The following is a 23,990-nucleotide window of genomic DNA, read 5'->3' on the forward strand; positions in this document are numbered from 1 at the left end:
GATGTCCATCGAAACCATCGACGCGGAGGACGTAGAGGTCGAGGAGGTCCTCGGATCGGCCATCAAGCGCCGTGAAGACCCGTCGCTCATCACGGGACGGGCGGAGTACACCGACGACATCCAGCGCCCGAACATGGCGCACATGGCCGTCACGCGGAGCCAGTACGGCCACGCCACCATCGAATCCATCGATACGAGCGAGGCGGAAGCGATGGACGGCGTCATCGCGGTGTACACCGCTGAGGACTTCGACGTCCCCGGCGAACTCCCGGTCGGGTGGTTGCTCGACAGCCTCCGAACCCCGGCCCACCCCATTCTGGCGAGCGAGCGCGTCCGCTATCAGGGCGACGCGGTTGCGGTCGTGGTCGCCGACGACCGGTACGTCGCACAGGAAGCGGCGAACGCGGTGGACGTGGACTACGACCGTCTCGACGCCGTCACCGACCCCGACGAGGCGCTCGAAGACGACGCCCCGGTCCTCCACGAGGAGGAAGGGGACAACGTCGCGCTGGACTGGGAACTCGGCGACGCCGAGAAAACCGACGCGGCGTTCGAGGACGCCGCCACCGTCGTCGAGGCCGACCTGCACAACCAGTATCTCATCCCGAACGCGATGGAACCGCGTGCGACCGTCGCGGAGTACAACGCGGGGTCGGGCGACCTCGAAGTCAACATGACCTCGCAGAACCCGCACCTGCATCGACTCCTGATGTCCGGGGTCATCGACCACCCGGAACACAAACTCCACATCCGCGCGCCGGACGTCGGCGGCGGGTTCGGGTCGAAGATTCACCACTACGCGGACGAGGCGCTGACGGCGCTCTGTGCCCGCGAACTCGAACGACCCGTGAAGTGGGTCGCGACGCGAACCGAGACCTACGAGACGGACGCCCTCGGACGCGGCCACGTCACTCACGCGAAGATGGCGCTGGACGAGGACGGCAACATCACCGGCTTCGACGTGGACACGAAGGCCAGTCTGGGAGCCTACCTCTCGACGTTCGCACCGGCGGTGCCGACGTACCTCTACGGGACGCTCCTCTCGGGACAGTACGACATCCCGGCCATCCACGTCGCCGTGGAGGGCGCGTTCACCAACGTCCCGCCGGTCGACGCGTACCGGGGCGCCGGCCGCCCCGAAGCGTCCTACGTCGTGGAGCGCATGATGACGCTCGCCGCGCGCGAAATCGACGAGGACCCGGCCGAGTTCCGACGGAAGAACTTCGTCGGGGCGGACGACTTCCCGTATCAAACGGAAGTCGCCGTCGAGTACGACAGCGGCGACTACGAGAAGACGTTAGACGAGGCGCTGGACGCCCTCGACTACGACGAACTCCGCGAACGACAGGAGGAACTCCGCGACGAGGACCGATACATCGGCGTCGGCCTCTCGGCGTACATCGAGGCGTGCGGACTCGCACCCTCGGAACTCGCCGGACAACTCGGCGCGCAGGCCGGACTCTGGGAGAGTTCGCTCGTCCGCATGCAGTCGTCCGGAACCGTCACCGCCTACTGCGGGACCTCCGGTCACGGGCAGGGTCACGGAACGACCTACGCCCAGATCATCGCCGACGAACTCGGCGTCCCCTACGACGACGTGGAAATCGTGGAGGGCGACACCGACGAGGTGCCGCAAGGGATGGGAACCTACGGCAGTCGGAGCGCGGCGGTCGGCGGCAGTTCGCTGGCGACCAGCGCCGGGAAAATCGTGGAGAAGGCGCGGCAAATCGCGGCCCACCAGTTCGAGGCCGACGAGGAGGACGTCGAGTTCGAGAACGGCGAGTTCCACCTCGCCGGTGCGCCGGACGAGAGCGTCACCATTCAGGAGATCGCCGGACAGGCGTACCTCGCCCACGACATTCCCGACGACATGGAACCCGGTCTGGAGGCGACGTCGTTCTACGACCCGGAGAACTTCACGTTCCCGTTCGGTCTGCACGCCTGCGTCGTGGAAGTGGACCCGGAATCGGGCGAAATCGACATCGAACGCTACGTCGCAGTGGACGACGTCGGCAACCAGATTAACCCGAAAATCGTGGAGGGACAGGTCCACGGCGGAGTTGCACAAGGGCTCGGACAGGCGCTCTACGAGGGTGCCCAGTACGACGACAACGGCACGCTCCTCACGGGGTCGATGCAGGACTACGTGGTGCCGAAGGCCGAACACATCCCCGAAATCGAGACGCGAAGCACGGTGACGCCGTGTCCGCACAACCCGCTCGGAGTGAAGGGCGTCGGCGAGGCGGGAACCATCGCCGCGCCGCAGGCGCTCGTGAACGCCGTCACGGACGCGTTGCAACCGTTCGGCGTGGACGACATCGAGATGCCGCTGACGCCCGAACGCGTGTGGCGTGCGGTCGAGGAGAACGGAGGTGGGAACTGATGTTCCCGGCGCAGTTCGACTACTACAAAGCGTCGAGCGTCTCCGAGGCGCTCGACCTGATGGAGGAACACGCCGACGAGGAGACCGAAATCCTCGCCGGGGGTCACAGCCTGCTTCCGACGATGAAATCGGGGCTCGCGAGTCCCGACGCGCTCATCGACATCAGCGGTATCGACGCCATCTCCGGCATCGAGACGAACGGGGACGAGACGACCATCGGCGCGACGACGAACTACGTCGACGTCATCGACTCGTCCGAACTCGCCGAGAACGTCTCCGTCTTCCCGAGCGCCGTCGAACAGGTCGGCGACGTGCAGGTCAGAAACCGCGGCACCATCGGCGGCAATCTCGCACACGCGGACCCGGCGTCGGACCTCCCGGCGGCGGCCCTCGCCGCGGACGCGACGATAGTCGTGGAGGGACGCGACGGGGAACGCGAGATTCCGGTGGACGACTTCTTCCTCGGGATGTACGCGACAGACGTCGCGGAGGACGAACTCCTCACCGGAGTCCGCCTCCCGAACGCACCCGACGTCGGCGGGGCGTACGCGAAGAAGCCGAGTCCGTCCTCGGGATACGCGATGGTCGGCGTCGCCGCCGCCCTCGAAGTCGATGGCGACGAGGTGACGTCGGCGCGCATCGCCGCGAACGGCGTGATGGACCACGGCGTCCGCCTCGAACCCGTCGAGGACGCGCTCGTCGGCGAATCGGCGGACGAGGACGCCATCGCCGACGCCGCCGACCACGCGGGCGACGACTTGGACGAGATGCTGATGATGGACGACGTGCAGGCGTCGGCCGATTTCCGCGCCCACCTCCTCACGGTGTACACGAAGCGAGCGCTCGGGACGGCGGTCGAGCGGGCGCGCGGCGACGGCCCGGCGGCCGCCGACTAACCCTTGAACCATCAGCCCCTATGGCAGACCGTGACAGTAATCGACACGAAGACGAAGACGGGGCCGCCCACCCCGCAAGGGAGGCGTCGATGACCGGCGACGGGTTTTCCGAGGTGACCGAGAGCGACCTCCGCGCGGTGTTCGACGACCAGCAGTACGTCGCCGAGGATGACATCGTCACCACCGTGCTGCTGGCGCTTCGCATGGGCAAACCGCTGCTCGTGGAGGGCGAACCCGGCGCGGGGAAGACCGAACTCGCCAAGGTACTCGCCGCGGGGTTCGAGACGGATCTCGTCCGCCTCCAGTGTTACGAGGGATTGGCCGCCGAGAACGCGCTCTACGAGTGGAACTACACGAAGCAGTTGCTCGCCATCCAGTCGGGCGAAGGTGGCGTCGCCGACGACGACTCCGTCTTCGACGAGAGCTATCTGCTCTCCCGACCGCTCCTCGAAGCGCTCTCGGGCGACGGCGAGCGCCCGCCCGTCCTCCTCGTGGACGAAGTGGACCGGGCCGACGAGGAGTTCGAAGCGCTCCTGCTCGAACTCCTCTCGGACTTTCAGGTGTCCATCCCCGAACTCGGCACCGTGGAAGCCGCGACGCCGCCGGTGGTGATACTCACGTCGAACCGCACGCGGGGGTTGAGCGACGCCCTGAAGCGCCGGTGTCTCTACCTCTACGTGGACCCGCCGTCCGCCGAAAAGGAGCGGGCCATCGTGGAACGCAAGGTTCCGGAACTCGACGAGGGCATCGCCGCCGACCTCTGCGGCGTCACCCAGCGACTCCGCGACCGACCGCTCAGAAAGCGCCCCGGTCTGGCCGAGACGCTCGACTGGGCGGAGGCGCTCACCGTCCTCGACGGCGAGGACGGACGGCTTTCGGTCGAGACGGCGCGGCGCACGCTCGGTTGTCTGCTGAAGGACGCCGAGGACGTGGAACGGGTGGACGACGACGAACTGGCGTCGCTCCTCGCGGAGGTGCACGGGGAGTCGTGACGACTCCATCCACGGACCGGCGACTCGCCGACCAATTGCGGGACGAACTCGTCCGGTTCACGAATCGCCTCGGGGAGGAGAACGTCACCGTTCCCACGAACGGGGCGCTCGCCGCCGCGCGAGCGCTGACCGCGGTCGAACGGTTCGAGCGGGATCGTGTGCAGAGCGCGCTCCGAGCGACGCTGCTCACCGACGTCGCCGACCGCGAGACGTTCGACCGACTGTTTTCGGTCTTCTGGGACCGTATCCGCGGCGAGGAGCGCGCCTATCCCGCCGGACCGGCCGACGCGCCGTCGCCCGGCAGACCGAACGTCGGGAACGACGGCCCGATCGGCGCGAGGGAGGACGGAAACGAAAGCGGAAGCGACGAGAGCGGGAGCGACGAGGACGGACGCGACGAAAACGGACGGGCGGGCGGGGCGGAGACGGGAGCGGGAGCGACCGTCTCGCCGGACGGGTCGAACGGCGAACGGCCCATGGTCGCCGCGCGATACAGTCCCAGCGGCGACGGGGAGCGCGTGTCGGCCGAGACCCTCGCCGTCTACGACGAAGAAAGCGTGGCGACGGCGACGGCGGCGTTCACGCGGGCCGTGTCATCGCTGCCGGGGCGGCGCTGGGAGGCCACCGGGCGGGGCGTGGACGCGCGACGCGCCCTCCGGCGAAGCGTCGAGAGCGGCGGCGTGCCGCTTCCGCTTCCCGGTCGTGCGCGAAAGCGGACGGCGACCCGCGGCGCGCTCTTGGTGGACGTGAGCCAGTCGGTTCTCGACACCGTGGACCGCGGGTTTCTCCTCCAGTTCCTCCGCGAGGTGCGACGGACGTGGCGGCGAACGCCGGTGTTCTTCTTCGATACCAGACTCCGCGAGGTGAGTTCGGCGTTCGACGAACCGACGCTGCACGACGCGCTGGCCGCGCTGGAGGCCGCACGAACCGAGTGGGGCGGGGGAACGCGCATCGGTGCCGCCGTCGGGACGGTTCGTGACGAGTACCCCGACGCCGTGGACTGGCGGAGCACCGTCGTCATCCTCAGCGACGGGTTGGAACGCGGGGACACGGACGACCTCTCGGCGGCGATGGCGTGGCTCTCGCGGCGCGCCGGACGGGTGCTCTGGTTGAATCCGCTGGCCGTCTCCCCCGCCTACGAACCGGCCTGCCGCGGGATGCAAGCGTCGCTCCCGTATCTCGACGGACTGTACGGCTTCACGGACCCGGACGACCTGCATCGAATCGCCGACGAACTCTCCCGACACGGTCCCGAGCGAACGCTGGCGGGACCGCGCGGGAACCACATCGAGAACTCAACGTGAGAAGAAATGACTGAAACCGAACGAAGCGAGTGGAGCGTACCGGAACGGGAACTGATGGCGCACGTCCGCGACCGGTTGGACGCGGACGAACCGGCGATGCTGGCTACGGTCGTGGACGTCGAGGGGAGCGCCTACCGACGACCGGGGGCGAAGATGGTCGTCTCGCCGTCGAAGGGCGGCGTCGGCGCGATTACCGCGGGGTGTCTGGAATCCGAAGTCAAACAGCTCGCGGAGAAGGTCCTCGACGACGGCGAGCCGACCGTGAAGACGTTCGATCTGACCGGCGACGACGACGTGTGGGGGTTCGGCGTCGGCTGTAACGGCGTCATCGACGTTCTCCTCGAACCGCTCGACGAGAGCATCCGACCCGCCGTGGAGGCCTACGAACGGGGCGAGGAGTCGACGGTCGCGACCGTCGTGGCGAGCGACGCCGACGGCGTCTCCGTCGGCGACCGAGCGACGGACGATTTCGAGGACTTGCCCGACGAGGTCGAAGCCATGATTCGTGCCGCGGACGTCGAAAAATCGCGCACCGTGAGCGTGGAAACCGACGCAGGAACCGTGTCGGTGTTCGTGGACCGCATCTCCCCGCCGGCCGAGTTGGTCGTCGTCGGGAGCGGCCACGACGTCTCGCCCATCGTGGACTTGGCGTTGAACGTGGACTTCCGGGTGACGGTGGTCACGTTCCGCGGTGCCGACGGTGCGAAGGAACGATTCCCCGACGCCGACCGGGTGGTGGCGACCTCGCCGCGCTCGCTGACCGACGACGTGACGTTCGACGCGAACACCCACGTCGTCGTGATGTCCCACAACTTCATCGACGACCGACTGGCGCTCGAATCCCTGCTCGAAACCGACGTGCCGTACGTCGGGATGATGGGGCCGAAAGAGCGCTTCGAGGAGATGCTCGAAGCGTTCGAGGAGGAGGGCGTCGAGATTCCCGCGACCGAGCGGAAGAACGTGTACACGCCGGTCGGCCTCGATCTCGGCGGCGGCGCGCCGTATCAGGTCGCACACAGCGTGGTCGGCGAGGCGCTAGCCGTCCGGAACGGTCGGAGCGGGGGACACCTCCGAGAGGGAACGAAGTCCGTCCACGACCGAGCCACGGCGGAGTAAGCGGGGTATCGTTCCGCAGTTCCGGTCGGGTGGGAAAACGGAGTATCGCGGAGCGGTCGGGGGGACCGAAAAAAGTCGAAAGAGTCGGCTCAGAGGGATGCGAGGCGAGCGATGTAGACGAGGCTCAGGACGTGGTCGCTCGTATCGAGCGACGCGGGTCCCGTCGAGCCGAATCGGTCCGTCTCCGAGAAGCCGTACATGTACGAGCGGAGGGATTCGTAGGCGGATTCGCTCACCCACTCGACGTCCGTGTAGTACGAGAGCGCGTTGCCGGTGTTCTCGAAGCCCGCCTTCTCGACGAGGAAGTCGAGCCATTCGAAGACGATGACTTCCGCACCGTAGCGGGTCGGCAGTCCCGTCAGATACGGTTTTTCGGGGAGCGACCCGGACGCCAGCAGTTTGGTCTGGAGTTTCAGCAACTCCTCGCGCTGGCCGAGTCGAAGGAGGTCCTCCGCCGCTCGTTCGTCGTCCGCAGCGATGTCGAGAGGTGGTTCGTCCTCGTCAGCCATCCTACGAAGTTCGCGCAGGTCGTAGTTTGCCGGCTTGATACTCATTCTGATATTTAGAAGACAAGCAGCTCGACCTATTTAACTCTTGGTACGAACGGGTTAGAGAAAACGCAGTTCAGAGGGTAGACAGGTGTGGTTACTCGTCCGCGTCGCCGCCGCGCCGCTTCTGTGCGACGACGATGACGCCGAGAAGACTGGCGAGGAGGCCGAGCTTTCGGGTGAGTTTCCCGCTCCCGGCGGGTTCGGAACTGAAGTCGTCCGCACTGACCTCGTCTTCCTCGTCGTCTTCCGATCCGAAACGACGCTTGGCGACGAACAGGGCGAGGCCCGCGACGAAGAGCAGACCGAAGAGCGGTTTCAACAGCGTCGTCAACGACGTTCCCGGCGACTCCGACTCCGCCGTGGTACTCGTGCTGACGGTTGCGGGTGCGGAATCCTCGTCGGGGTACACTCGTTCCTCGACGAGCGCCGGCTTTTCGATATTGATCTTGAGGAGTGACATCACCATTCCATTCGTCACGGAACAACGTTATAGCTTCTGCCTCCGAACGGCTTCCATCACGTTCGAACGTTGCAGAAATCAAATCGGAGAATGCCGGACCCGTCAAACTTACGATGGTCAGCGGAAATCAAGGGATATGGCGATGCCGATCCGCGTGTTGCTGGTCGACGACGAACCGGACCTCGCGGATATGGCGGCCCTGTTTTTGGAACGGGAACGCGACGCGCTGGAGACGGACGCGGTGACGGGTCCCGACGATGCGCTCACGCGACTGAAAGCCGACGACTTCGACTGTGTCGTCAGCGACTACGACATGCCGACGATGAACGGCCTCGAACTCCTCGATTCGGTTCGAGACGACCACCCCGAACTGCCGTTCGTCCTGTTCACCGGCAAGGGAAGCGAGGAGATAGCGAGCGAGGCGATCTCCGCCGGCGTCTCGGGATACCTCCAGAAGGAGAGCGGCACGGACCAGTACACCGTCCTCGCGAACGTCGTGGCGAACGCCGTGGAGAAATACCGTGCGGAGTGTGCCCTCCACGAGAGCGAACGCCGATTCGAGGCCGTGTTCGACGACCCCTTTTCCTTCATCGGACTCCTCGAAACGAACGGGACCGTCATCGCGGTCAATCAGACCGCCCTCGACGCTGTCGATGAGAGAGCGGCGGTAGTCGAAGGAAAACCGTTCTGGGAGACGCCGTGGTGGTCGTTTTCGGCCGACGTGCAGGCGGAGTTGCGCGACAGAATCGACGAAGCCACGGACGACGAGTTCGTCAGGTTTCGGACGAGGAACTGGACGAAAAAGTTGGGCTGTCTCGCGCTCGACGTCATCATCCGTCCGGTTCGCGGCGAGTCCGATGCCGTCGAAACGCTCATCGTCGAGGGTCGGAGCGTCGAAAACCACGACGGATGGTCGGAAGCGCTACGATGAGGGAAACGACCCGCGAACCGCCTCGCCGAGCGTGTGCCGAACGCCGGGACTGACGACGAGGAGGACGCCGCCGTAGACGATGCCGCCGAGCGAGACGAGCGAGAGGAGGTCGGTCCACGACGCCACGGGAACGAACGTGTGGGCGATGGAGACGGCGACGAACATGACGAGACTCGCACCGACCTGTGCGGCCATCGGGCGTGAGACAGGGACGATGCCGACGATTTCGGCCCGGAGGAATCGGAGCGCACCGAGGTACATGACCGATTCCGCGACGATGGTGGCGAGGACGATGCCTATCGGACCGTAGCCGAGCGTGAGGGGGACGCCCAAAACGATGTTGATACCGACCGCGAGCGCCGAGAGTCGCATCGCCGCGTCCGGCCTGTCGAACCCGTTGATGGCCTGCAAGAGCGGGCCGCTCTGCGTGCGAACGACGCGATAGGCGGCGAGACCGATGAGGAGGACGGCGGCGTTCCGGTAGTCCGGACCGTACACGGTCACGACGAGGGGTTTCGAGAGCGCCAGCGATCCGAAGAGGATGGGAAACGCGAGGATACCCGCGTAGGCCAACGTGTTCGAGATGTCGCGGGCGGCACCGCCGACGCGGTCGTCCCGAGCGCTGACCGTCGTCATCAGACCCTGTCCGGCCATATTCGCGACGAATACGGCGGGGAGGGTGAACTTCCACGCGACTTCGTACCACCCGGCCGCCGCCGTGCCGTTGGCGAGGAGGAATCCGAGGAGAAGCACGTCGAGGCGGTCGTAGGTCGTTCCCAGAAAGGTGGAAGGAATGCTGTATCGTGCGTAGTCGGCGAGATTCCGAACGAACGCGCGGGACGGTATCGCGGGACGGGCCGCGACGAGACCGACCGCGAACGGGATGGTAAGCGCGGAGGCGAGGGACAGGCCGAAGACCATCCCGGCCGATCCGACAACGGTCGCGGTGCTGAGCAGGGCGACGAACCCGATTTGGAACGGGAGGGTGAACACCGACCTGAGCGTATCGACCCACGTCGCGGCGCTGATTCGGCCGCGACCTTGGACGAGGCTCGCTATCGTTTCGAACACCGATTCGGTGGCGAGGAGGCAGACGAGCAACAACGGAGCGAGCGCGAGTCCGGTGTAGTTCCGGAGGGCGTCACCCGCGAGGAAGACGACGATTCCCGCGAGGAGGAGCCATCCGGCGTTGAACAGCAGTTGTGCGCCGAAGGCGAAGGGACGGAGGGAGTCGGATTCGGAGACGCGCTTTTTCCCGGCGAGCGACCACCCGTTCATCGGTCGGTCCGCGAACTTCACCAACGCGTAGAGGAGATAGACGCCGCCGAACGCGCTCGGTCCGAGCCATCGGGCGAAGATGACGGTTCCGGCGAAGCCGATGAGCGCCATCGTAAACTGGGCGACGGTTCCGCCCAGCGTCTCGCTACTGAGTTTGGTTTTCGCCGCTTCGCTCATGCATAGCCGAGGTCGCGCAGTTGCTCCTCGACGGCGGAGGAGACGGTCATATCGTTCGTCACGGTGCGCCGGTTCAAGTCGTTCACCAGTGACTCAATTCGTTCGCGTGGCTTTTCTATTTCGCCATCCTCGCTGAAGCCGTCGGGCGTCTCCCAGCCGTAGTAGTTCGGGGCGACCAGTCCGTGCAGTTCCGTATCGAGCGGGCCGATGTCGAACCCGTCGCGGGACAGTGCGGCGCGGTGGCGGTCGGTCAGGCCGTGGTATTCGACCAGCCACTCCGGTTCGTCGTCCGCGTCCGGTTCGCCGAGGAGGTTCCGTCCCCGCGAGTCGCCGTCGATATTCGCGATGTCCAACATCGTTCGATGGACGTCGAGGAGGCTGACCGGGTCCGTACGCGGGTCGGTTCCCTCGCCGATTCCGCCGTCCCCCTCCCTGCTCCAGATGCAGAGGGGTACCTTCGTCACCTCGGGATAGAGGCCACAGAGGTGTTCCCACGCGTCGTGTTCGCCGAGGGCTTCGCCGTGGTCCGCGAGCGTGACGACGTAGTCGAACTCCGTTCTGAGTTCCGCGAAGATGGCGCGATACCGGTCCGCGAGGTATCGAACGCAGTCGTCGTAGGCCTGTCGGATTCGTTCGGGGTCCGCGCCCGGCGACGAGAGCGTCGCCCGGAGACCGTCGAGTTCCGGCGGTTCCACGGTTCGGAACTCCTCGGGCGGGTCGTAGGGGGTGTGAGCCTCCATCAGGTTGACGAAGAGGAACTCGTCGTCGCCGAACTGGGTCTCGCGGACGAACTGGAGCGCCTCCGTCGCGCCATCGTCGCGGGTCGCCCGTCCCATCCCCAAATCGCGGAGTTTGAGGAACGCGCCGCGCTTGAGCGACGGCACGGTGTCACAGTCGCCGAGCAACACGTCGCGGAGGGCGAAGAGATATCGCTGCGGTCCCATCTCCCGCGTCTCGGTGATGAAGCCGTCCCAGTCGTACACGTCCTCGGAGAGGGCGTCGAGTCGCCAACTCCCTTCGAATCGGTCGAACCCGCGATGGAAGTCGAACGGGCGCGAGATGTTGACGTTGGCGCTGAAGGCCCGGGTGGTGTAGTCGGACGAACCGAACGATTCGGCGAGGACCGGTTCGGGGCAGTCGAGGCGTTGTGCCCCGGCGTAGACGCCCAACTCGCTCGGATACTTTCCCGCGAACAGGGAGGCGTGGGCGGGAACCGTCCAGTGGGAGGTCGAATAGGCGTTCTCGAACCGCGTCCCCGGAAGCCAGTCGAAGTGGCTGTCGAAGGCGTCCTTCCGCACGGTGTCGAGGACGACGAGCGCTACGTTCATCGGTATCCCAGCGCCGAAAGGCGCTCGTCGACCGATGCGTTCGATCCGTTCGATGCATCCTCCCCTTCCATCCACTCCTCGGGGTCGTAGCTCCCGGTGTCGGTTCCGCTGGTGATCACCCACGGGACCTCGCGGAGGACGCGAATCGGCGTGCTGTCGGGGTGCCCGTAGACGTACCACTCGCCGAACCCGTTACCGTGGTCCGCCGTGATGACGACGCGCTCGGCGTCGAGGTTGTCGAGAAGGACCTCGACCTCGGAGAGGGCGTACCTGAGGTTGTCGCGGTACGACCGCCACACCTGCTTTCGGGTGAGGTCGCCGCGCCGCAAGCGTTCCCAGACGCCGACGCGCTCGCCGAACTCGTCCTTGCTCATGGCGTCGCCCGGAAGCGGGTCCGGAATCGACGGGAAGTGCGGTTGCATGTAGTGGACGACGAGTTTGTCGGGGTCCTCGCGCCCCGCCGCGATTGCCCGGTCGGTGACGGTTCGGGCGGGAACCGTCCCCAGTTGGTCGTCCCACCCGTCCCGCCACACTTCCTCCAGTCGAGCGAAGTTGTCGGCGTCGAGGTGTCGCGCGGAGTTCGGGTTCGCGGTGACGTGAACCGTATCCGAGCAGTCCCGCGTCCCGAAGTTCGCGCGCATCCACTCGTCCGAGCGGGTTCCGGCCGAATCGAAGCGCCAAACGCGGTCCACGAAGGGGACGTCGGGTGCGACCTCACACATGCAGTCGAATCGACAGCCGTCGAGGACGACGAGCGCGTCCCACCGATGGTCGTATATCGATTCGCCGAACTCCCGGCGTTCGCCGATTCGACGCAGCACCCCCTTGTAGAGTTCGTACGCCGATTTGTCCACGCCGCGCCAACCGTCCGCACGGATCCGGTCGCTGCTCTCGTTCAGCCAATCGTCGAACGTCATCGACTTCCCTCCGCGTACCGAATCCGGTCGACCGCGTTCCAAAAGCCCCGACGCCAGAGCCAGTCGTTGACCCTTCCGAGCGCCGTCTCGGGGACGATACGCTCCTCGTACTCGGCCGGATACTCGCGTTGCAGGCGGGTTTCTTTGTCCGCGTCGATGCTGGCGCGCGTACGGTCGGGATGGGACATCGTGATCGCCGGGTCGTATCGACACGGGCCGTAAGACTCCATCCGCCAACCGAACTCCGTGTCGTCCCGCCACCCCGCGTACTCGCTTCGAAATCCTCCGGCATCGAGCGCGGTATCACGGTCGAAGGCGAGGTTGCATCCGACGTACAGGCCCGTTCCACGATACGTTCGGCCGCCGCTGACGCTCCCTTCGACGCAAACCGCCTCCCGATCGAAAGCGCTCGCGACGCTGGCCACCCAGTCGGGGGGCGGTCGGCAATCGTCGTCGGTGAGGGCCACGATGTCCGCGCTCGCCGCCTCGATTCCGGCGTTTCGCGCCTCACAGATGTCGAGGGTCGCGTCGTCCACGACCAGCACTTCGAACGCGGTTTCAGTCTGGTTCCGTAAGGCGGCGACTACGTCCTCGTGATCGTTCGACGGAACCGTCGGGATCACGACCGAAACGCAGGGGTCACCGGATGCGTATGGGTTTCGTATCATCGGCATCTACTGCGGTGCGTTTTTCGGCCGCCTCACGATGCGTCCTGTCGACCACTTCGCGCAAGGACTGTGCGAACGTCCGCCTGTCGTATCGTCGAGCGAACTCCTGGATATCGTCGGTATCGAAGTCGTCCGGGTCGAACGCCTCGACGGTTTCCCGGAGCGAGCGGACGGTCGGAGCGAATCCCAAGCCGGTCTTCCCCTCCACGACCTGCTGTCGGGTGTACCCCTCGTTCACGCCGATGAGGGGTTTACCCGCGGTCAACGCCTCCGCGCCGACCAACCCGAAGTCCTCGTCCTTCGGCGCGTAGACGACGGCGGTTGCGCGGGAGACCACGTCCTCCACGTCCGGGAGGAAACCGAGCAGTTCGACGTTGTCGTGGGGACGCGCTTTCCGTTCGAGCCGTTCCCGTTCCTTTCCGTCGCCGACGACGAGTAGGCGTTCGTCCAACCCCGCGAACGCGTCGATGACGAGGCCGATTCGTTTCTCCGGCGCGAGTCGAGACCACGTCACGAAATAGCCGTCGTCACCCTCGTCCCGCCAATCCCCGGTCACGGGGGGGTAGACGACCGTGGCGTCCCGATTGTAGTATCGTTGGATGCGGTCGCGGACGAGTTCGCTGTTGGCGACGAACCGGTCGATGTAGTCGTTGGCCTCCTTGTCGAGCGTCCGCCACCACTTCGCGTACCCCTTCAGGGCCAACTGGACGCCGGGATAGTCGAACGCGGCGAGTCGCTCACGGTAGAGGTCATACAGCCATCGAGGCGGGCTGTGCGGGTAGTGAAGTACCGTCTGGTCCACCGGAGGGACGTACGACTTCGAGAGCGGGGCGCTTTCGAGGACCACGTCGTAGTTCGCCAGTTCGTCGTGCGCGTCGGTCCAATCGAGCGCGACAGACATCGTCTCCAGCGGGTTCATCCCCTCGTTTTTCCATTCGAGCAGATGCCCCGAGAGGCCGCGCGTGTACTTCCCCTGCCGTATCGGAACGATAGTCACGTCGTCGGGCGATTCGACGCCGTCCGCCACGTACATGGTGAATATCGGTGCATCGAGCACTCGCGCCGCTTCGATGGCGAATCGTTCGCCGCCCCCCATGGCGGGAAACCGGTCGTGCAATATCGCTACGTCGTGTGAATCCAGCCTCATTGGCCACCCCTGAACGTGAATTCGTTACGCCGCGTTCACTGATAAACCTGAGTGCGTTTTTTATTATGCATTTATTGAAGGATAAAATAGTGGAATTAAGAATCTAGTCGGTTTCAAAAACCGGATGGGAGTCGCGTACGTCCACGATCAGGTCACGAACCTCCTCGTTCACCTCCTCGTCGGGGACAACGGGGTCCATTCCGTCGAACACCTCGTGGACCATCGCGACGCCGTCCGAAAGCGTGTCCAAGCCGTATCCACCTTCGAGGACGAACCCGAGCGCCGCGCCCGCCTCGTCCGCCATCGCTCGAACGCGAGCGGTGAGCATGCCGTATCCTTCGGTCGAAACACGCATCCGGGAGATGGGGTCGTGACGGTGGGCGTCGAACCCCGCGCTCACGAGCACGAGGTCCGGGTCGAAGTCGAGAATCGCGGGCGTGATGAGGTCGTCGAACACCGCTCGGTATTCCGGGTCGCCTGCCCCCGCCGGGAGCGGAGCGTTGAGAGTCGTTCCCACTCCGTCGCTCTCGCCAGACTCCTCGATTTCGCCCGTACCGGGATACAGCCCGTCCTCGTGAATCGAGACGTAGAACACGTCCCCGTCGCCGTAGAAGATGTCCTGCGTTCCGTTGCCGTGGTGGACGTCCCAGTCGATTATCACGACCCGCTCCGCATCGCCGTCGTCGATGACCGCTTGGGCCGCGACGGCGGCGTTGTTGAAGAAGCAAAATCCCATGGCGTCGTCCTCCACGGCGTGATGCCCCGGTGGACGACCCAGCGCGAACGGCGTCGAGCGGCTGTCTTCGCCCGCAAGTGCCGCCTTTGCGGCCCATTTGGCCAGTCCCGCGCTTTCGAGCGCGGCGTCCCACGACTCCTCGACCGCGACGGTGTCCGGGTCCCAGTTGCCGCCGCCGCTCTCGCAGAACTCGCGAAACTCCTCGACGTACCCTGCGTCGTGGACCGCGGTCACTTCGGCTTCAGTCGCGGGCGACGCTTCGACGTATTCGACACCGTGTTTTCGTGTGAGGGCCCGTCGAATCGCACGCAGTCGGTCGGGATTCTCGGGATGCCGCTTCCCGGTATCGTGAGCTAGACAGACCTCGCTGTAGCCGAATTTCATTCGAACAGCCTGAAGTAAGTCTCGATGTCCTCCGCCTTAACCGTTCGCCGGTCCGCGTGATGGGCGAGTATCGTCGCGGCGGCCGCGACGTTGTTGGCGTAGTCTTCGAGGATGTCGGCGAGCGCCACGCGCGCGTCCATCGAAACCCGGTAATCGTCGTCAATATCGAGACGGGCGATTCGGTCCACGGGGGCGACCGGGAGGACGAGATCGTCCTTGTCGATGACCTGTTGGACGCCGAAATCCGCCGCCATCAGCGTCTTCCGTCCGTCCTTCGTCGCCTGTTTCGCCGCGTCTACGGCCAACTCCGCGCCGTGAATCTGAATCCGGCGGGCGAGTTCTTCGGCGGCGTCCGCGCTGACGCGGAGGTCGCCTGCTTTCCGTCGGATTATCGTATCGACCGGCGCAAACGGAAGCTCAACGCTCATAGTCCAAAGCGGAAGTCAGTCGCCCTTAATCTTTCCCTACCGTCCTTTGCGGCAAATCCGACGGGAAAACTGCCAGCACGAATAAAAAGGAAGACGGTGAACTGGCGAACACGATGAGCGATCCACACGAACGCGACCGAACGATGGCAAAGGAAAAAGAGGAGTCCGAGGAAGCGGAGGGCGAAAAGGAGGCCGAGCAGGCCCGCGAAGAGGAACTCGAAGACGAAACGGAAGTGGAGCAAAAGCAAGCCCGCGAGGACGCGGCGACCGAGGAACAGAACAAGGACAACCACCGCGACGAAGAGCCGTTCCAGAGCTAAGGTAGCGAAATCGGTGCGGAGAGAACGGAAAAACCGACGTCAGAAGACGTCTTCGGCGTCGAGTTTCCCGCCGTGGCGTTCGCCGCGCGCGGTGACTTCCTGTCCGAGGTGAACGTCCGCGTCCGTCTCGACGCTTATCGTTTCGTCGCCGTCGTCCAACACGACGGGGTTACCCGCTTGAACGACCGTGCCGGTGAATTCGACGAATTCGCCGTCGTTGGTCGTCGTTGCCGTATCGGTGTTTTCGGTCGTCGTTGCGTCCGTCGTGTCGTCAGTATCGTTCCCGCTTTCGAAGGCACCGAGACCGGTTTCCGAATCGGTCGAGTCGTTCTCGTCGTCCGCACCGGCGGTATCGGTCGGCGAACCGCTGTCGAGGACGGAGATGGTTGACTGCCACCCCGCGGAGGCCTCGATGTCGTCGGCCCAACCGTCCTTGATGGAGACGTCCGCGAAGGCGGCTTTGTCGCCCGGTGCGAGTTCGCGGTCCGCTTTCTCGCCCCACAGCGCGACGCGGATGTCGCCCGTTTCGTCCTGCACGCGGACGTTTTTTACCTGTCCCTCCGACCCGTCGTCCCGGTCGAAGGTCCGCTTCGGGTCCGTGGAGCGAATCACGCCGACGATGTCGGCCGTGTCGCCGATTTCGAGGTCTTCAATAGGCGTACTCTCCGGCACGTATTCGATGTCGGCGTCTATCTCCTCGACGGCACCGCGGTTGCCGACGTGAAGTTCGAGGTTGCCGTCGCGCTCGCGGACGTACCCGTCGACGACTTCGACGGCGATTCCGGCGGAGAGTTCCTCGGCCGCGTCGGCGCGCTCGTCCCAGAGCGTGATTCGGACCCGACCCGTCTCGTCGCCGACGGTGAGGTTGGCGACTCTGCCTTCCGATCCGTCGTCCCGGTCGAAGGTTCGGACGGTTCCCGTGTCGAGCAGTTTGCCCTGCAGGTTCACGTCCGAGAGGCCGAGCGAGAGGTCGGACACCGTGTAGGAGTCCTGTACCTGCACGTCGATCTCCGTGTCGTCGTCGGGTTCCGCTTGATCGACGTTGACCTCGGTCCCGCTGTAACCGTCCGTCGGGCGGCCCTTGATTCGAAGCACCTGCCCCGGTTCGAGTTGCTCTTCAGCGGCCTGCGCGTGTTCGTCCCAGAGCGAGATGCGAATCGAACCCGTCTCGTCCGCGACGTCGACGTTCAGGACGTGGCCGTCCTCCGCGTCGTCCCCGTCGCGTTCGAAGGTCCGAACGTCGCCGATGCTCGTCACCTTGGCAACGAACTTCACCTCCTCGATGCCGGGTTCGATGTCGGCGACCCCGTTCACTTCGCTTTCGCCCAGTTCGTGCGCGATGAGCATTGCGGCGGTTTCCTCGTCCGCAAGCCCACCCATCTGTTCGACTTTTTCCTCGACGGCGTCCCGGAACTCGTCCAGAGAGATGTCGGCGTCGAGGTCCCCGTGTACCTCGTCTATAACGCCCATAATCGTATTCGGTTGCAGGGTTGGCCGTCGCTTAAGCGTTGTCTTTGTGTCGGCAATCGGACGGGGTTCGCCGATCGCGGTGCGGTTCGTTCCATGCAGAACAGTGGTCTCCCCTTCACTGATAAACCTACGTTCCGTGCCTGAATGTTGCTTTCGTCGGCGTTACTTTTCCGCACTCGCGGTGGTGCTCCCGCTGTCGGTATCCGCGACGACTTTCGACTCACCCATGCTCTCGTGCGTGACTGTCACCGACTTCGGGAGCGCCCCTTCGAAGGTGAACGTTGCTCGGTATTCGATTTCGGTGATACACTCGGAACACCCGACGCTGCCGTCCTTCTGCTTGGTTCCCATCGTCACCGTGAACGTGCTCGACTCCGTATCGCATTTCGCGCTCTCGATTTTCGGCCGGGTGCAGGAGTCGCTCCCCGTCATCGACCCCGTGACGACGAGTCGCTTCTTCGACTCCTCGAACTCGATAGCGGCATCGTTTTTCGGCTGACCGCACTCCGTGCTGATGACTTCCAGCGACCGGTCTTTCACGGTCGTATCCGTGGTCGAGGTCTGCGTCGTCGTTCCCGTTTCCGTCGTCCCCTCGGCAGTCGTGGTTTCGCTCGCCGTGGTCGTCGTGGTCTCGGTCGTCCCGGTTCCGCCCCCGTCCGACTCCGAGTTACCCGGACTGCCACCCTCTCGACTCAGACAACCGCCGAGCAGACCGACCGTCGTCGCCGCACCCGCACGTTTCAGGATGTCTCGTCGTTGCATACCACAGAGCACCACTTCCGTTCTAAAAGCACTGACGTAAGGAAAAATGGAAATTTGAGTTATCGACACGGTCGTCGCGTCCGCCATTCGTGCGGGTGGGTCGCATCCCCACACCGTCGTCACATCGCAAGCGCTATTAAGCCGACCGCGAAATGAATGACTGAGTCCTGGTAGGGTAGTGGACTATCCTCTTGGCTTGCGGAGCCAGGGACCGGAGTTCAAATCTCCGTCAGGACGTCATTCTTACGGAATCAACCCGCGAGAGCAGTCGCTCTCGCGGGTCATGGAGGAAGATGACGACTCGGGGAGATTTGAATATGGAAGTCGCACGCCCGCGAAGGAGCGCATGCGACTGAGCAGGAACGTCTTCCTCAATTCAAATCTCCGTCAGGACGTTTTCAGAGCGTCAAACGACGAGCGTAGCGAGGAGTCTACGCTCTGAAAACGACTGCGGAGATTTGAGCAGACGAGACGCAGCGCGCGAACGAATGTGAGCGTGACCGTCTCGGGGAGTTCAAATCTCCGTCAGAGCAAAGCTCTGACTGGCCTCACATTCGCTACGCTCATGTGAGACTCCGTCAGGACGTTTCTGCCAACACCGACGAGCGTAGCGAGTCGTACGTGTTGGCAGAAACGGCTCGCGGAGATTTGAGCAGGGAAATCGCATGCCTGGGAGCGCAACGAAGTGAGCACCCCGGAACGGTTTCACGAGTTCAAATCTCCGTCATGACGTTCACTTCGTTCACGACCTGACTTGCCTCACGCTCGCGTCCGCTCGCGTGAGACTCCGTCAGGACGTTTTTCGAAACGCTACGACGAACTACTCCTCACTTCACCGCGCGAATCAACACCTTCTCGTTGCTGAAATCGGTCACCGCTCCGTCTTCGATGGTCACGTCGTAGACGACTTCGGCTTTCGACCCACGGACGAGTTCGTCCAGTTCCTCGCGCGCGCTCTCGTCCGGATTCGTGCGCTCCGCCCACGATTCGTAGTCGAGGTCCTTGCGCATGGTGACGGATTCCTCGATGGTGAGTCCGGCGTCGCGGAACCAATCCTGCCACCGCGCGACGGAATAGGCCTCGCCGTGGGTCGAATCGCGGAGGCGTTCGAAGCGGTTGTAGAAGGCGGCCAGTTCGTCGTCTTCGGGGACGATGTTATCCTCGAAGGCGACGACGCCGCCGGGCGCGAGAACGCGGGCGACTTCATCCACGAACGCACGCGGGTTCGGGAAGTGGTGGGCCGCGATGCGGCAGGTCACGGCGTCGAAGGTCCCGTCCGCGAAGGGAAGTCGCTCCCCGTCGGCGACCGCGCCGGAGATGGGAAACGCGTCGGTGGCCGTTTCGACCATCGCGGGCGTGGCGTCGGCGGCGATGACGGTGGGCACCGTTTCGGCGAGCACACCGGCGGTGTGTCCGGCACCGCACGCGATATCGAGTCCGCGCGTGGCGTCCTCGCACCACGAGGCGAGGAGTTCGAGGTCCGCACCGTCCCGGTGAACGTCGCTGTCGAGGTAGGAGGCCGCGACGCTGCCGAACGAATCCGTCGTCGCCCGTTTCCGTTCGATGTCGTCCATATGGATCGTAGGACGAACGCCACAAAGGCCGTTGTCGTTCGCGCAGGTTTCGCCGACCGTGCGTTTGCCATGGTGTGACAGGCCAAATATGGCGCGAACCGTGACACTTTTGACCCTTGCGAGAATATTTACTCGTGTATGAGTAAAGTTGAGAACTACCGACTGTTCGTTCGTGACTTGAAGAAATGGGCCGTCAAGAAAACAGCGAAGTAACCGGTATCCACGGTTACACCCACTGACGGTGGCTCCGTCAGGTCCTGCATCACCCTTTTCGAGCCGTTTGTCGTCGTTCGGAAGAGCATTCGTCCGGAGGAGTTTTTCATCGGCGGCGGGGAATGAACCGTATGGACGCTTCCCTGCGGGCCGGGGTCGCAATCTACAACGCCGGCGAGTTCCACGCCGCCCACGACGCGTGGGAGGATCACTGGCTGGACCTCGAACGGGATACCGAGGACGAGCGACTTCTCCACGGACTGATTCAGTTCACGGCGGTGGTGTACCACGCGGGCGACGGGAACTGGGCTGGAATGCGGGGCCTCGCGGATAGCGCGGCCGCGTATCTCGGCGGACTTCCGAACGATTATCGGGGCATCAACGTCGAGGCGGTTCGTACCTACCTCCGCGCGGTTCGGGACGACCCCGAACACGTCGAGCGCAACGCGCCGCCGAGACTGACCAGCCGCGGAATCGTTCTCCGTCCCGACGACCTCGGCTTCGAGGAATCCTCGGTTGCCGCCGTCGTTCTGGCCGAGGAGTTCGGCTACGACGAATCGACGTTCGAACGGGCGGTGGAGTTCGCACGTGCCGACCTGAAATCCGGGGACGAGGGAAGTCGATTCATCACGTTCCTCATGGATTTCGTCCGCCAACCCGAAGACAGGGCGCTGATAGCACAGCGCCTCGGCCAGCACGTCGAAAAGCGGGAGTTTCGGGAGACGGACGTGGACGGGTTGTTCGAGTGACGATCCCGACGTTCGTTCACGACTACCGTTCGCGATGTTCCGGGACGAATCGGACGGTGGGAATGATTTATGTCCGTGACACCCGCTAGAGTCAGACGATGAGCGAGGTTTCCGCGAGCGTCGGACGCTATCTCAGTACGATTCACCTCGTCAGCGAGAGCACCGGCCGTCCGGCCAAAACAGGCGAGTTGGCGACGGCGTTGGACGTGAGTGCGGCCAGCGTCACCGAAATGCTCGGGACGCTCGAAGCGCGCGACCTTGCGACCTACGAGAAGTACAAGGGCGCGACCCTCACGGACGACGGCGAGGACACCGCACGCGAAGTCATGTGGAAACACTGCCTCGCGGAGAACTTCCTGCTGGGCGACCTCGAAATCGACGATCCGGAGGAGGCGCGGGAGATGGGGAACGCCCTCTCGGACGAGGTGGCGGCCCGCATCCGCGAACACATCGACCATCCGTGTGCCGGGGAGTGTAGCGCACCGAAGAGCGAGTACAACGAATGCTGTGACGACGTGCGCGACGCCGAAGCGAAGTAAGCGACCCGGACGGATCTACGCGACTACGCGAACCGGACGATTTTCTCGAACGCATCGAGCGAAAGGGTATCCCCGGAGGGGATTCCTCGCGCATCGGAGCGACCGAACGCGTCGGCGATGAACTGGCGAGCGACCAGCTCCTTCCGTTCGTTGCCCGCCGCGAGTTCGCCGTCCGCCTCCGACAGCAACAGCGCGGCGGTGTACACGTCGAAGACGTACTCGGCCAGTTCCTTCGCGTGGAGTTGAGCGTACTCCTCGTCCGCCGTCGCCAACGTCACCAAGGCATCGCGTAGGTCATCGAGTTCGTCGCGGGTGGTCGCCACGAGGTCGGCGAAGTCGTCGTGTTCCACGCCGTTCAGTCGGTCACGGATCAGGGCCATCGCCGGTTCGTGTGCCTCCTCGCGCGCGAGCGCACGAAGCACGTCGAGCGAGAGGATGTTCGAAGTTCCTTCCCAAATCGGAAGCACCTGTGCGTCGCGGAGGAGGCGGTTCGTGACGAAATCGTTCACGTAGCCGTTGCCCCCGTGGATTTCCATCGCGTACGACGCGACATCGACGGCCATGCTACCGGTTCGGGACTTGGCGATCGGAACGAGGAGGCGCATCAGCGCGAAGGCCTCGTCGTCGCCGCGGTGGTAGCGGTCGAACGCGCGCCCGGCATCGAACGTGAACGCGGTGGCCGCCTCGTGCGCCACGGCCATCTCCACCAAGTCGCGGCGCATGAGCGGATATCGGTCGATTGGGTTGCCGAACGCTTCGCGATTCGCGGCCCGAATCTTGCTCTCCAACAACGCTCGTCCGATGAGACCGCAGGACGCGAAAGCGTTGGCGATGCGTTCGAGGTTGAGCATCTCGGACATGTACCGGAACCCGGATTCCAGTTCGCCGACGAGGTACGCGTCGGTGCCACGGAACTCGACTTCGCCGGTCGGAACGCTGACCGTCCCGAGTTTGTCCTTCAACCGACGGACGAGAACGTCGCGGTCCCCGTCCGGTTTCGTCCCCGGAACCAAAAAGAGCGAGAGGCCGTCAGTTCCGTCGGGCGCGTCCGGCGTCCGCGCGAGCGTGAGGATGGCCCCGGAATCGACGTTCGAGCAGAACCACTTCTCGCCGGTCAACCGCCATCCGTCATCGGTGCGTTCCGCGACGGTTTCGGTCGCACCGACGTCGCTTCCGCCCTGTCGTTCCGTGAGGAACATCGCGCCCTGCAACAGGTCGTCGTACTCGCGGGTGGTCAATCGGTCGTAAAAGTCGGACAGCGGACCGTCGCGGCCGCCGTCGAAGCGCTCCAACACGAGGGCCACGCCCGCGGTCATGGCGACGGGACACGTCAGGCCCACGTCCGCGTACGCGAGGAGGTAGTCCATCGCCAGATGGTGCAGCATGGACGCCGGGGCGTCGCGGTCCGGCGGCGTGCGAAACGAGTCGGCCACACATCCCGCACCGTACACCAATCGCTCGTTTTCGAACTGGGCCGGATGATACTCGATTTCGTTGATGCGCCCTCCGAACCGGTCGTACCGGTGCAGTTCCGGACCGTGTTCGTCGATGGTGTCCGAGTTCGGGGCGACGACCCGCCCGACGATGTCGCCGAACTCGTCGAAGCGCTCCTCCGCCCATCCCCTGTCGCCGGGGTAGGTGCGCTCGACTTCGTGCTGCAAAACGGGGTCGTACTGCCAGTAGTTCATCCCGCGTCCGCGGTCGAACTGCCCGTATTCGACGGTCATACTGACCGACAAATCGGGCGGAAACCAATTAAACCATGTCCCGTTTAAACGACGTCCCGGTACACCCGGCCGAAGGCGATGCGTTGGAGGGTTGCAATCGCCGCCTCCTCCTTTTGCTGGTAGGTCGCCGCGACGGCCGTCTCCGTCGCCGGGGCGACGTGCCACGCGACGTTATCGACGTTGTCGCTTCCCTCGACGTGGACGTCGAACCCGTCGGGAACGTCCGCCTCGAACTCGTCCCGCGTTCCAGTTTTGATTTCGAGGAGCGAGGCGAACAGGGCGTCCCGTGCCGTCGCGACCACGTCGCCCGTCACGCGTTCGCCGTACTCCTCGCGGTCGAAGTCCATCGCCTTCGCCGTCTCCTTGACGACGGTCTGTGCGACCGGTCCGACGTCCTCGTACTGTTCGCGGACAGCGCCTTCGGTCTCCGGAGCGAAGATTCCGTGTGTCTCCATGGCGAGTCGTTCTCGGGGGAGAAACTATTCGTTTTCGTCCTTCGATTCGTCGTCCACGGTCGCCGCGTCGTCGGCGTCCTCCTCGTCGTCGAACATCCGTTCGGTCATCTGGCGTGCCTCCGCCATTATTTGCTGAGCATCAGCGCCCATGGTCGCGTCCCGACCGTAGCCGCCCGCTTGCTGGAGTTCGTCCTCCAGTCCGCCGCCGTGGTCGTGGCCGTGTCCGTTGTCGTGAACCGTATCCTCGAACACCTGCGGGTACTCCGCTTCGTCCGCGTACTCCGTGATTCGAGGTGCGAGTTCGTCGGGACCCTCCTCGTTCCATCCCGGCGCGTACTCGTCGAGCCACGATTCGTGGTCCGAATCGCCGAGAATGGCCGCGAAGGCGAGATGGTTGGCGAGGTGTTCCCCGTCGGACTGCGGCGTTTCACACACCGGACACGCATATCCCATGGATCGGTGTACGGCGTCCGGACTGAAAAGTC

Annotated in this window: 24 protein-coding genes and 1 tRNA gene; 10 read left to right on the top strand and 15 right to left on the bottom strand. The window is 64.6% G+C overall.

The window, feature by feature from the left end:
* Position 1: 1 nt before the first annotated feature.
* The 5 genes from LJF34_RS10545 to LJF34_RS10565 all read left to right on the top strand — a co-directional run bounded on the left by LJF34_RS10545 (position 2) and on the right by LJF34_RS10565 (position 6,691).
* Positions 2-2,383 carry a molybdopterin cofactor-binding domain-containing protein gene (locus LJF34_RS10545; protein ID WP_231184924.1) on the top strand — a complete coding sequence of 794 codons (2,382 nt, stop codon included), beginning with the start codon at positions 2-4 and terminating at the stop codon, positions 2,381-2,383.
* Positions 2,383-3,279 (top strand): xanthine dehydrogenase family protein subunit M, encoded by an 897-nt coding sequence (locus LJF34_RS10550; RefSeq protein WP_231184925.1) that lies wholly within the window; start codon positions 2,383-2,385, stop codon positions 3,277-3,279. Before LJF34_RS10545 ends, LJF34_RS10550 begins: the two co-directional genes overlap by 1 nt.
* 89 nt (positions 3,280-3,368) lie before the next feature.
* Positions 3,369-4,271, top strand: a complete 903-nt coding sequence (locus LJF34_RS10555) for a MoxR family ATPase (RefSeq protein ID WP_231185064.1) — start codon at positions 3,369-3,371, stop codon at positions 4,269-4,271.
* Entirely contained in the window at positions 4,268-5,575 is a 1,308-nt protein-coding gene (locus LJF34_RS29255) for a VWA domain-containing protein (RefSeq protein WP_231184926.1), read from the top strand. Before LJF34_RS10555 ends, LJF34_RS29255 begins: the two co-directional genes overlap by 4 nt.
* A 6-nt stretch (positions 5,576-5,581) precedes the next feature.
* On the top strand, positions 5,582-6,691 hold the full coding sequence (locus LJF34_RS10565) for an XdhC/CoxI family protein (protein WP_231184927.1): 1,110 nt from the start codon (positions 5,582-5,584) through the stop codon (positions 6,689-6,691).
* A gap of 89 nt (positions 6,692-6,780) precedes the next feature.
* Here LJF34_RS10565 and LJF34_RS10570 read toward each other — a convergent pair whose 3' ends face one another.
* Together LJF34_RS10570 and LJF34_RS10575 are read right to left on the bottom strand one after the other, a co-directional pair.
* On the bottom strand, positions 6,781-7,245 hold the full coding sequence (locus tag LJF34_RS10570; RefSeq protein WP_231184928.1) for a FlaD/FlaE family flagellar protein: 465 nt from the start codon (positions 7,243-7,245) through the stop codon (positions 6,781-6,783).
* Positions 7,246-7,336: 91 nt separating this feature from the next.
* Positions 7,337-7,702, bottom strand: a complete 366-nt coding sequence (locus LJF34_RS10575) for a hypothetical protein (protein WP_231184929.1) — start codon at positions 7,700-7,702, stop codon at positions 7,337-7,339.
* 136 nt (positions 7,703-7,838) lie between these two features.
* Here LJF34_RS10575 and LJF34_RS10580 point away from each other — a divergent pair, with 136 nt between their 5' ends.
* Positions 7,839-8,633, top strand: coding sequence for a response regulator (locus LJF34_RS10580; RefSeq protein ID WP_231184930.1), 795 nt, complete (start codon positions 7,839-7,841; stop codon positions 8,631-8,633).
* Here LJF34_RS10580 and LJF34_RS10585 read toward each other — a convergent pair.
* The 7 genes from LJF34_RS10585 to LJF34_RS29180 all read right to left on the bottom strand — a co-directional run bounded on the left by LJF34_RS10585 (position 8,625) and on the right by LJF34_RS29180 (position 15,696).
* Complete coding sequence (locus LJF34_RS10585) at positions 8,625-10,088, bottom strand: lipopolysaccharide biosynthesis protein (protein ID WP_231184931.1); 1,464 nt, start codon at positions 10,086-10,088, stop codon at positions 8,625-8,627. The two genes, LJF34_RS10580 and LJF34_RS10585, sit on opposite strands and share 9 nt — an antisense overlap.
* Positions 10,085-11,416: a sulfatase-like hydrolase/transferase gene (locus tag LJF34_RS10590; RefSeq protein WP_231184932.1), complete on the bottom strand. Its 1,332-nt coding sequence runs from the start codon at positions 11,414-11,416 to the stop codon at positions 10,085-10,087. The genes LJF34_RS10585 and LJF34_RS10590 overlap by 4 nt, the downstream gene beginning before the upstream one ends.
* On the bottom strand, positions 11,413-12,333 hold the full coding sequence (locus tag LJF34_RS10595; protein WP_231184933.1) for a hypothetical protein: 921 nt from the start codon (positions 12,331-12,333) through the stop codon (positions 11,413-11,415). Before LJF34_RS10595 ends, LJF34_RS10590 begins: the two co-directional genes overlap by 4 nt.
* Positions 12,330-13,001, bottom strand: coding sequence for a glycosyltransferase family A protein (locus tag LJF34_RS10600; protein WP_231184934.1), 672 nt, complete (start codon positions 12,999-13,001; stop codon positions 12,330-12,332). Before LJF34_RS10600 ends, LJF34_RS10595 begins: the two co-directional genes overlap by 4 nt.
* Positions 12,973-14,148 (bottom strand): glycosyltransferase, encoded by a 1,176-nt coding sequence (locus LJF34_RS10605; RefSeq protein WP_231184935.1) that lies wholly within the window; start codon positions 14,146-14,148, stop codon positions 12,973-12,975. Before LJF34_RS10605 ends, LJF34_RS10600 begins: the two co-directional genes overlap by 29 nt.
* A gap of 103 nt (positions 14,149-14,251) precedes the next feature.
* A complete protein-coding gene (locus tag LJF34_RS10610) occupies positions 14,252-15,268 on the bottom strand; it encodes a histone deacetylase (RefSeq protein ID WP_231184936.1) in 1,017 nt (338 codons plus the stop codon).
* Positions 15,265-15,696: a histone gene (locus LJF34_RS29180; RefSeq protein ID WP_231184937.1), complete on the bottom strand. Its 432-nt coding sequence runs from the start codon at positions 15,694-15,696 to the stop codon at positions 15,265-15,267. The genes LJF34_RS10610 and LJF34_RS29180 overlap by 4 nt, the downstream gene beginning before the upstream one ends.
* 113 nt (positions 15,697-15,809) lie before the next feature.
* Here LJF34_RS29180 and LJF34_RS10620 point away from each other — a divergent pair, with 113 nt between their 5' ends.
* On the top strand, positions 15,810-16,016 hold the full coding sequence (locus tag LJF34_RS10620) for a hypothetical protein (RefSeq protein ID WP_231184938.1): 207 nt from the start codon (positions 15,810-15,812) through the stop codon (positions 16,014-16,016).
* A 39-nt stretch (positions 16,017-16,055) separates the two neighbouring features.
* On the opposite strand, the gene LJF34_RS10625 is transcribed toward LJF34_RS10620, so the two are convergent.
* Both LJF34_RS10625 and LJF34_RS10630 read right to left on the bottom strand, forming a co-directional pair.
* On the bottom strand, positions 16,056-17,486 hold the full coding sequence (locus LJF34_RS10625) for a single-stranded DNA binding protein (protein WP_231184939.1): 1,431 nt from the start codon (positions 17,484-17,486) through the stop codon (positions 16,056-16,058).
* 162 nt (positions 17,487-17,648) lie between these two features.
* Positions 17,649-18,248, bottom strand: coding sequence for a twin-arginine translocation signal domain-containing protein (locus LJF34_RS10630; protein WP_231184940.1), 600 nt, complete (start codon positions 18,246-18,248; stop codon positions 17,649-17,651).
* Positions 18,249-18,412: 164 nt separating this feature from the next.
* On the opposite strand from LJF34_RS10630, the gene LJF34_RS10635 reads away from it, so the two are divergent.
* A tRNA-Arg gene (locus LJF34_RS10635) sits at positions 18,413-18,485 on the top strand.
* A 590-nt stretch (positions 18,486-19,075) separates the two neighbouring features.
* Here LJF34_RS10635 and LJF34_RS10640 read toward each other — a convergent pair.
* Positions 19,076-19,822, bottom strand: a complete 747-nt coding sequence (locus tag LJF34_RS10640; protein ID WP_231184941.1) for a class I SAM-dependent methyltransferase — start codon at positions 19,820-19,822, stop codon at positions 19,076-19,078.
* A 344-nt stretch (positions 19,823-20,166) separates the two neighbouring features.
* Here LJF34_RS10640 and LJF34_RS10645 point away from each other — a divergent pair, with 344 nt between their 5' ends.
* Positions 20,167-20,784 carry a DUF309 domain-containing protein gene (locus LJF34_RS10645; protein WP_231184942.1) on the top strand — a complete coding sequence of 206 codons (618 nt, stop codon included), beginning with the start codon at positions 20,167-20,169 and terminating at the stop codon, positions 20,782-20,784.
* Between the two features lie 98 nt (positions 20,785-20,882).
* Positions 20,883-21,323, top strand: coding sequence for a metal-dependent transcriptional regulator (locus LJF34_RS10650; RefSeq protein ID WP_231184943.1), 441 nt, complete (start codon positions 20,883-20,885; stop codon positions 21,321-21,323).
* 23 nt (positions 21,324-21,346) lie between these two features.
* On the opposite strand, the gene LJF34_RS10655 is transcribed toward LJF34_RS10650, so the two are convergent.
* Genes LJF34_RS10655 through LJF34_RS10665 form a run of 3 tightly spaced genes read right to left on the bottom strand, consistent with a single transcriptional unit; the run spans position 21,347 to position 23,958 of the window.
* Entirely contained in the window at positions 21,347-23,050 is a 1,704-nt protein-coding gene (locus LJF34_RS10655; RefSeq protein ID WP_231184944.1) for an acyl-CoA dehydrogenase family protein, read from the bottom strand.
* Positions 23,051-23,094: 44 nt separating this feature from the next.
* Complete coding sequence (locus LJF34_RS10660; RefSeq protein ID WP_231184945.1) at positions 23,095-23,505, bottom strand: DUF5809 family protein; 411 nt, start codon at positions 23,503-23,505, stop codon at positions 23,095-23,097.
* 24 nt (positions 23,506-23,529) lie between these two features.
* On the bottom strand, positions 23,530-23,958 hold the full coding sequence (locus tag LJF34_RS10665; protein WP_231184946.1) for a DUF5810 domain-containing protein: 429 nt from the start codon (positions 23,956-23,958) through the stop codon (positions 23,530-23,532).
* Between the last annotated feature and the right edge of the window lie 32 nt (positions 23,959-23,990).

Origin of the sequence: Haladaptatus sp. DYF46 (assembly GCF_021083305.1) — an archaeon.
Lineage (GTDB): Archaea > Halobacteriota > Halobacteria > Halobacteriales > Haladaptataceae > Haladaptatus.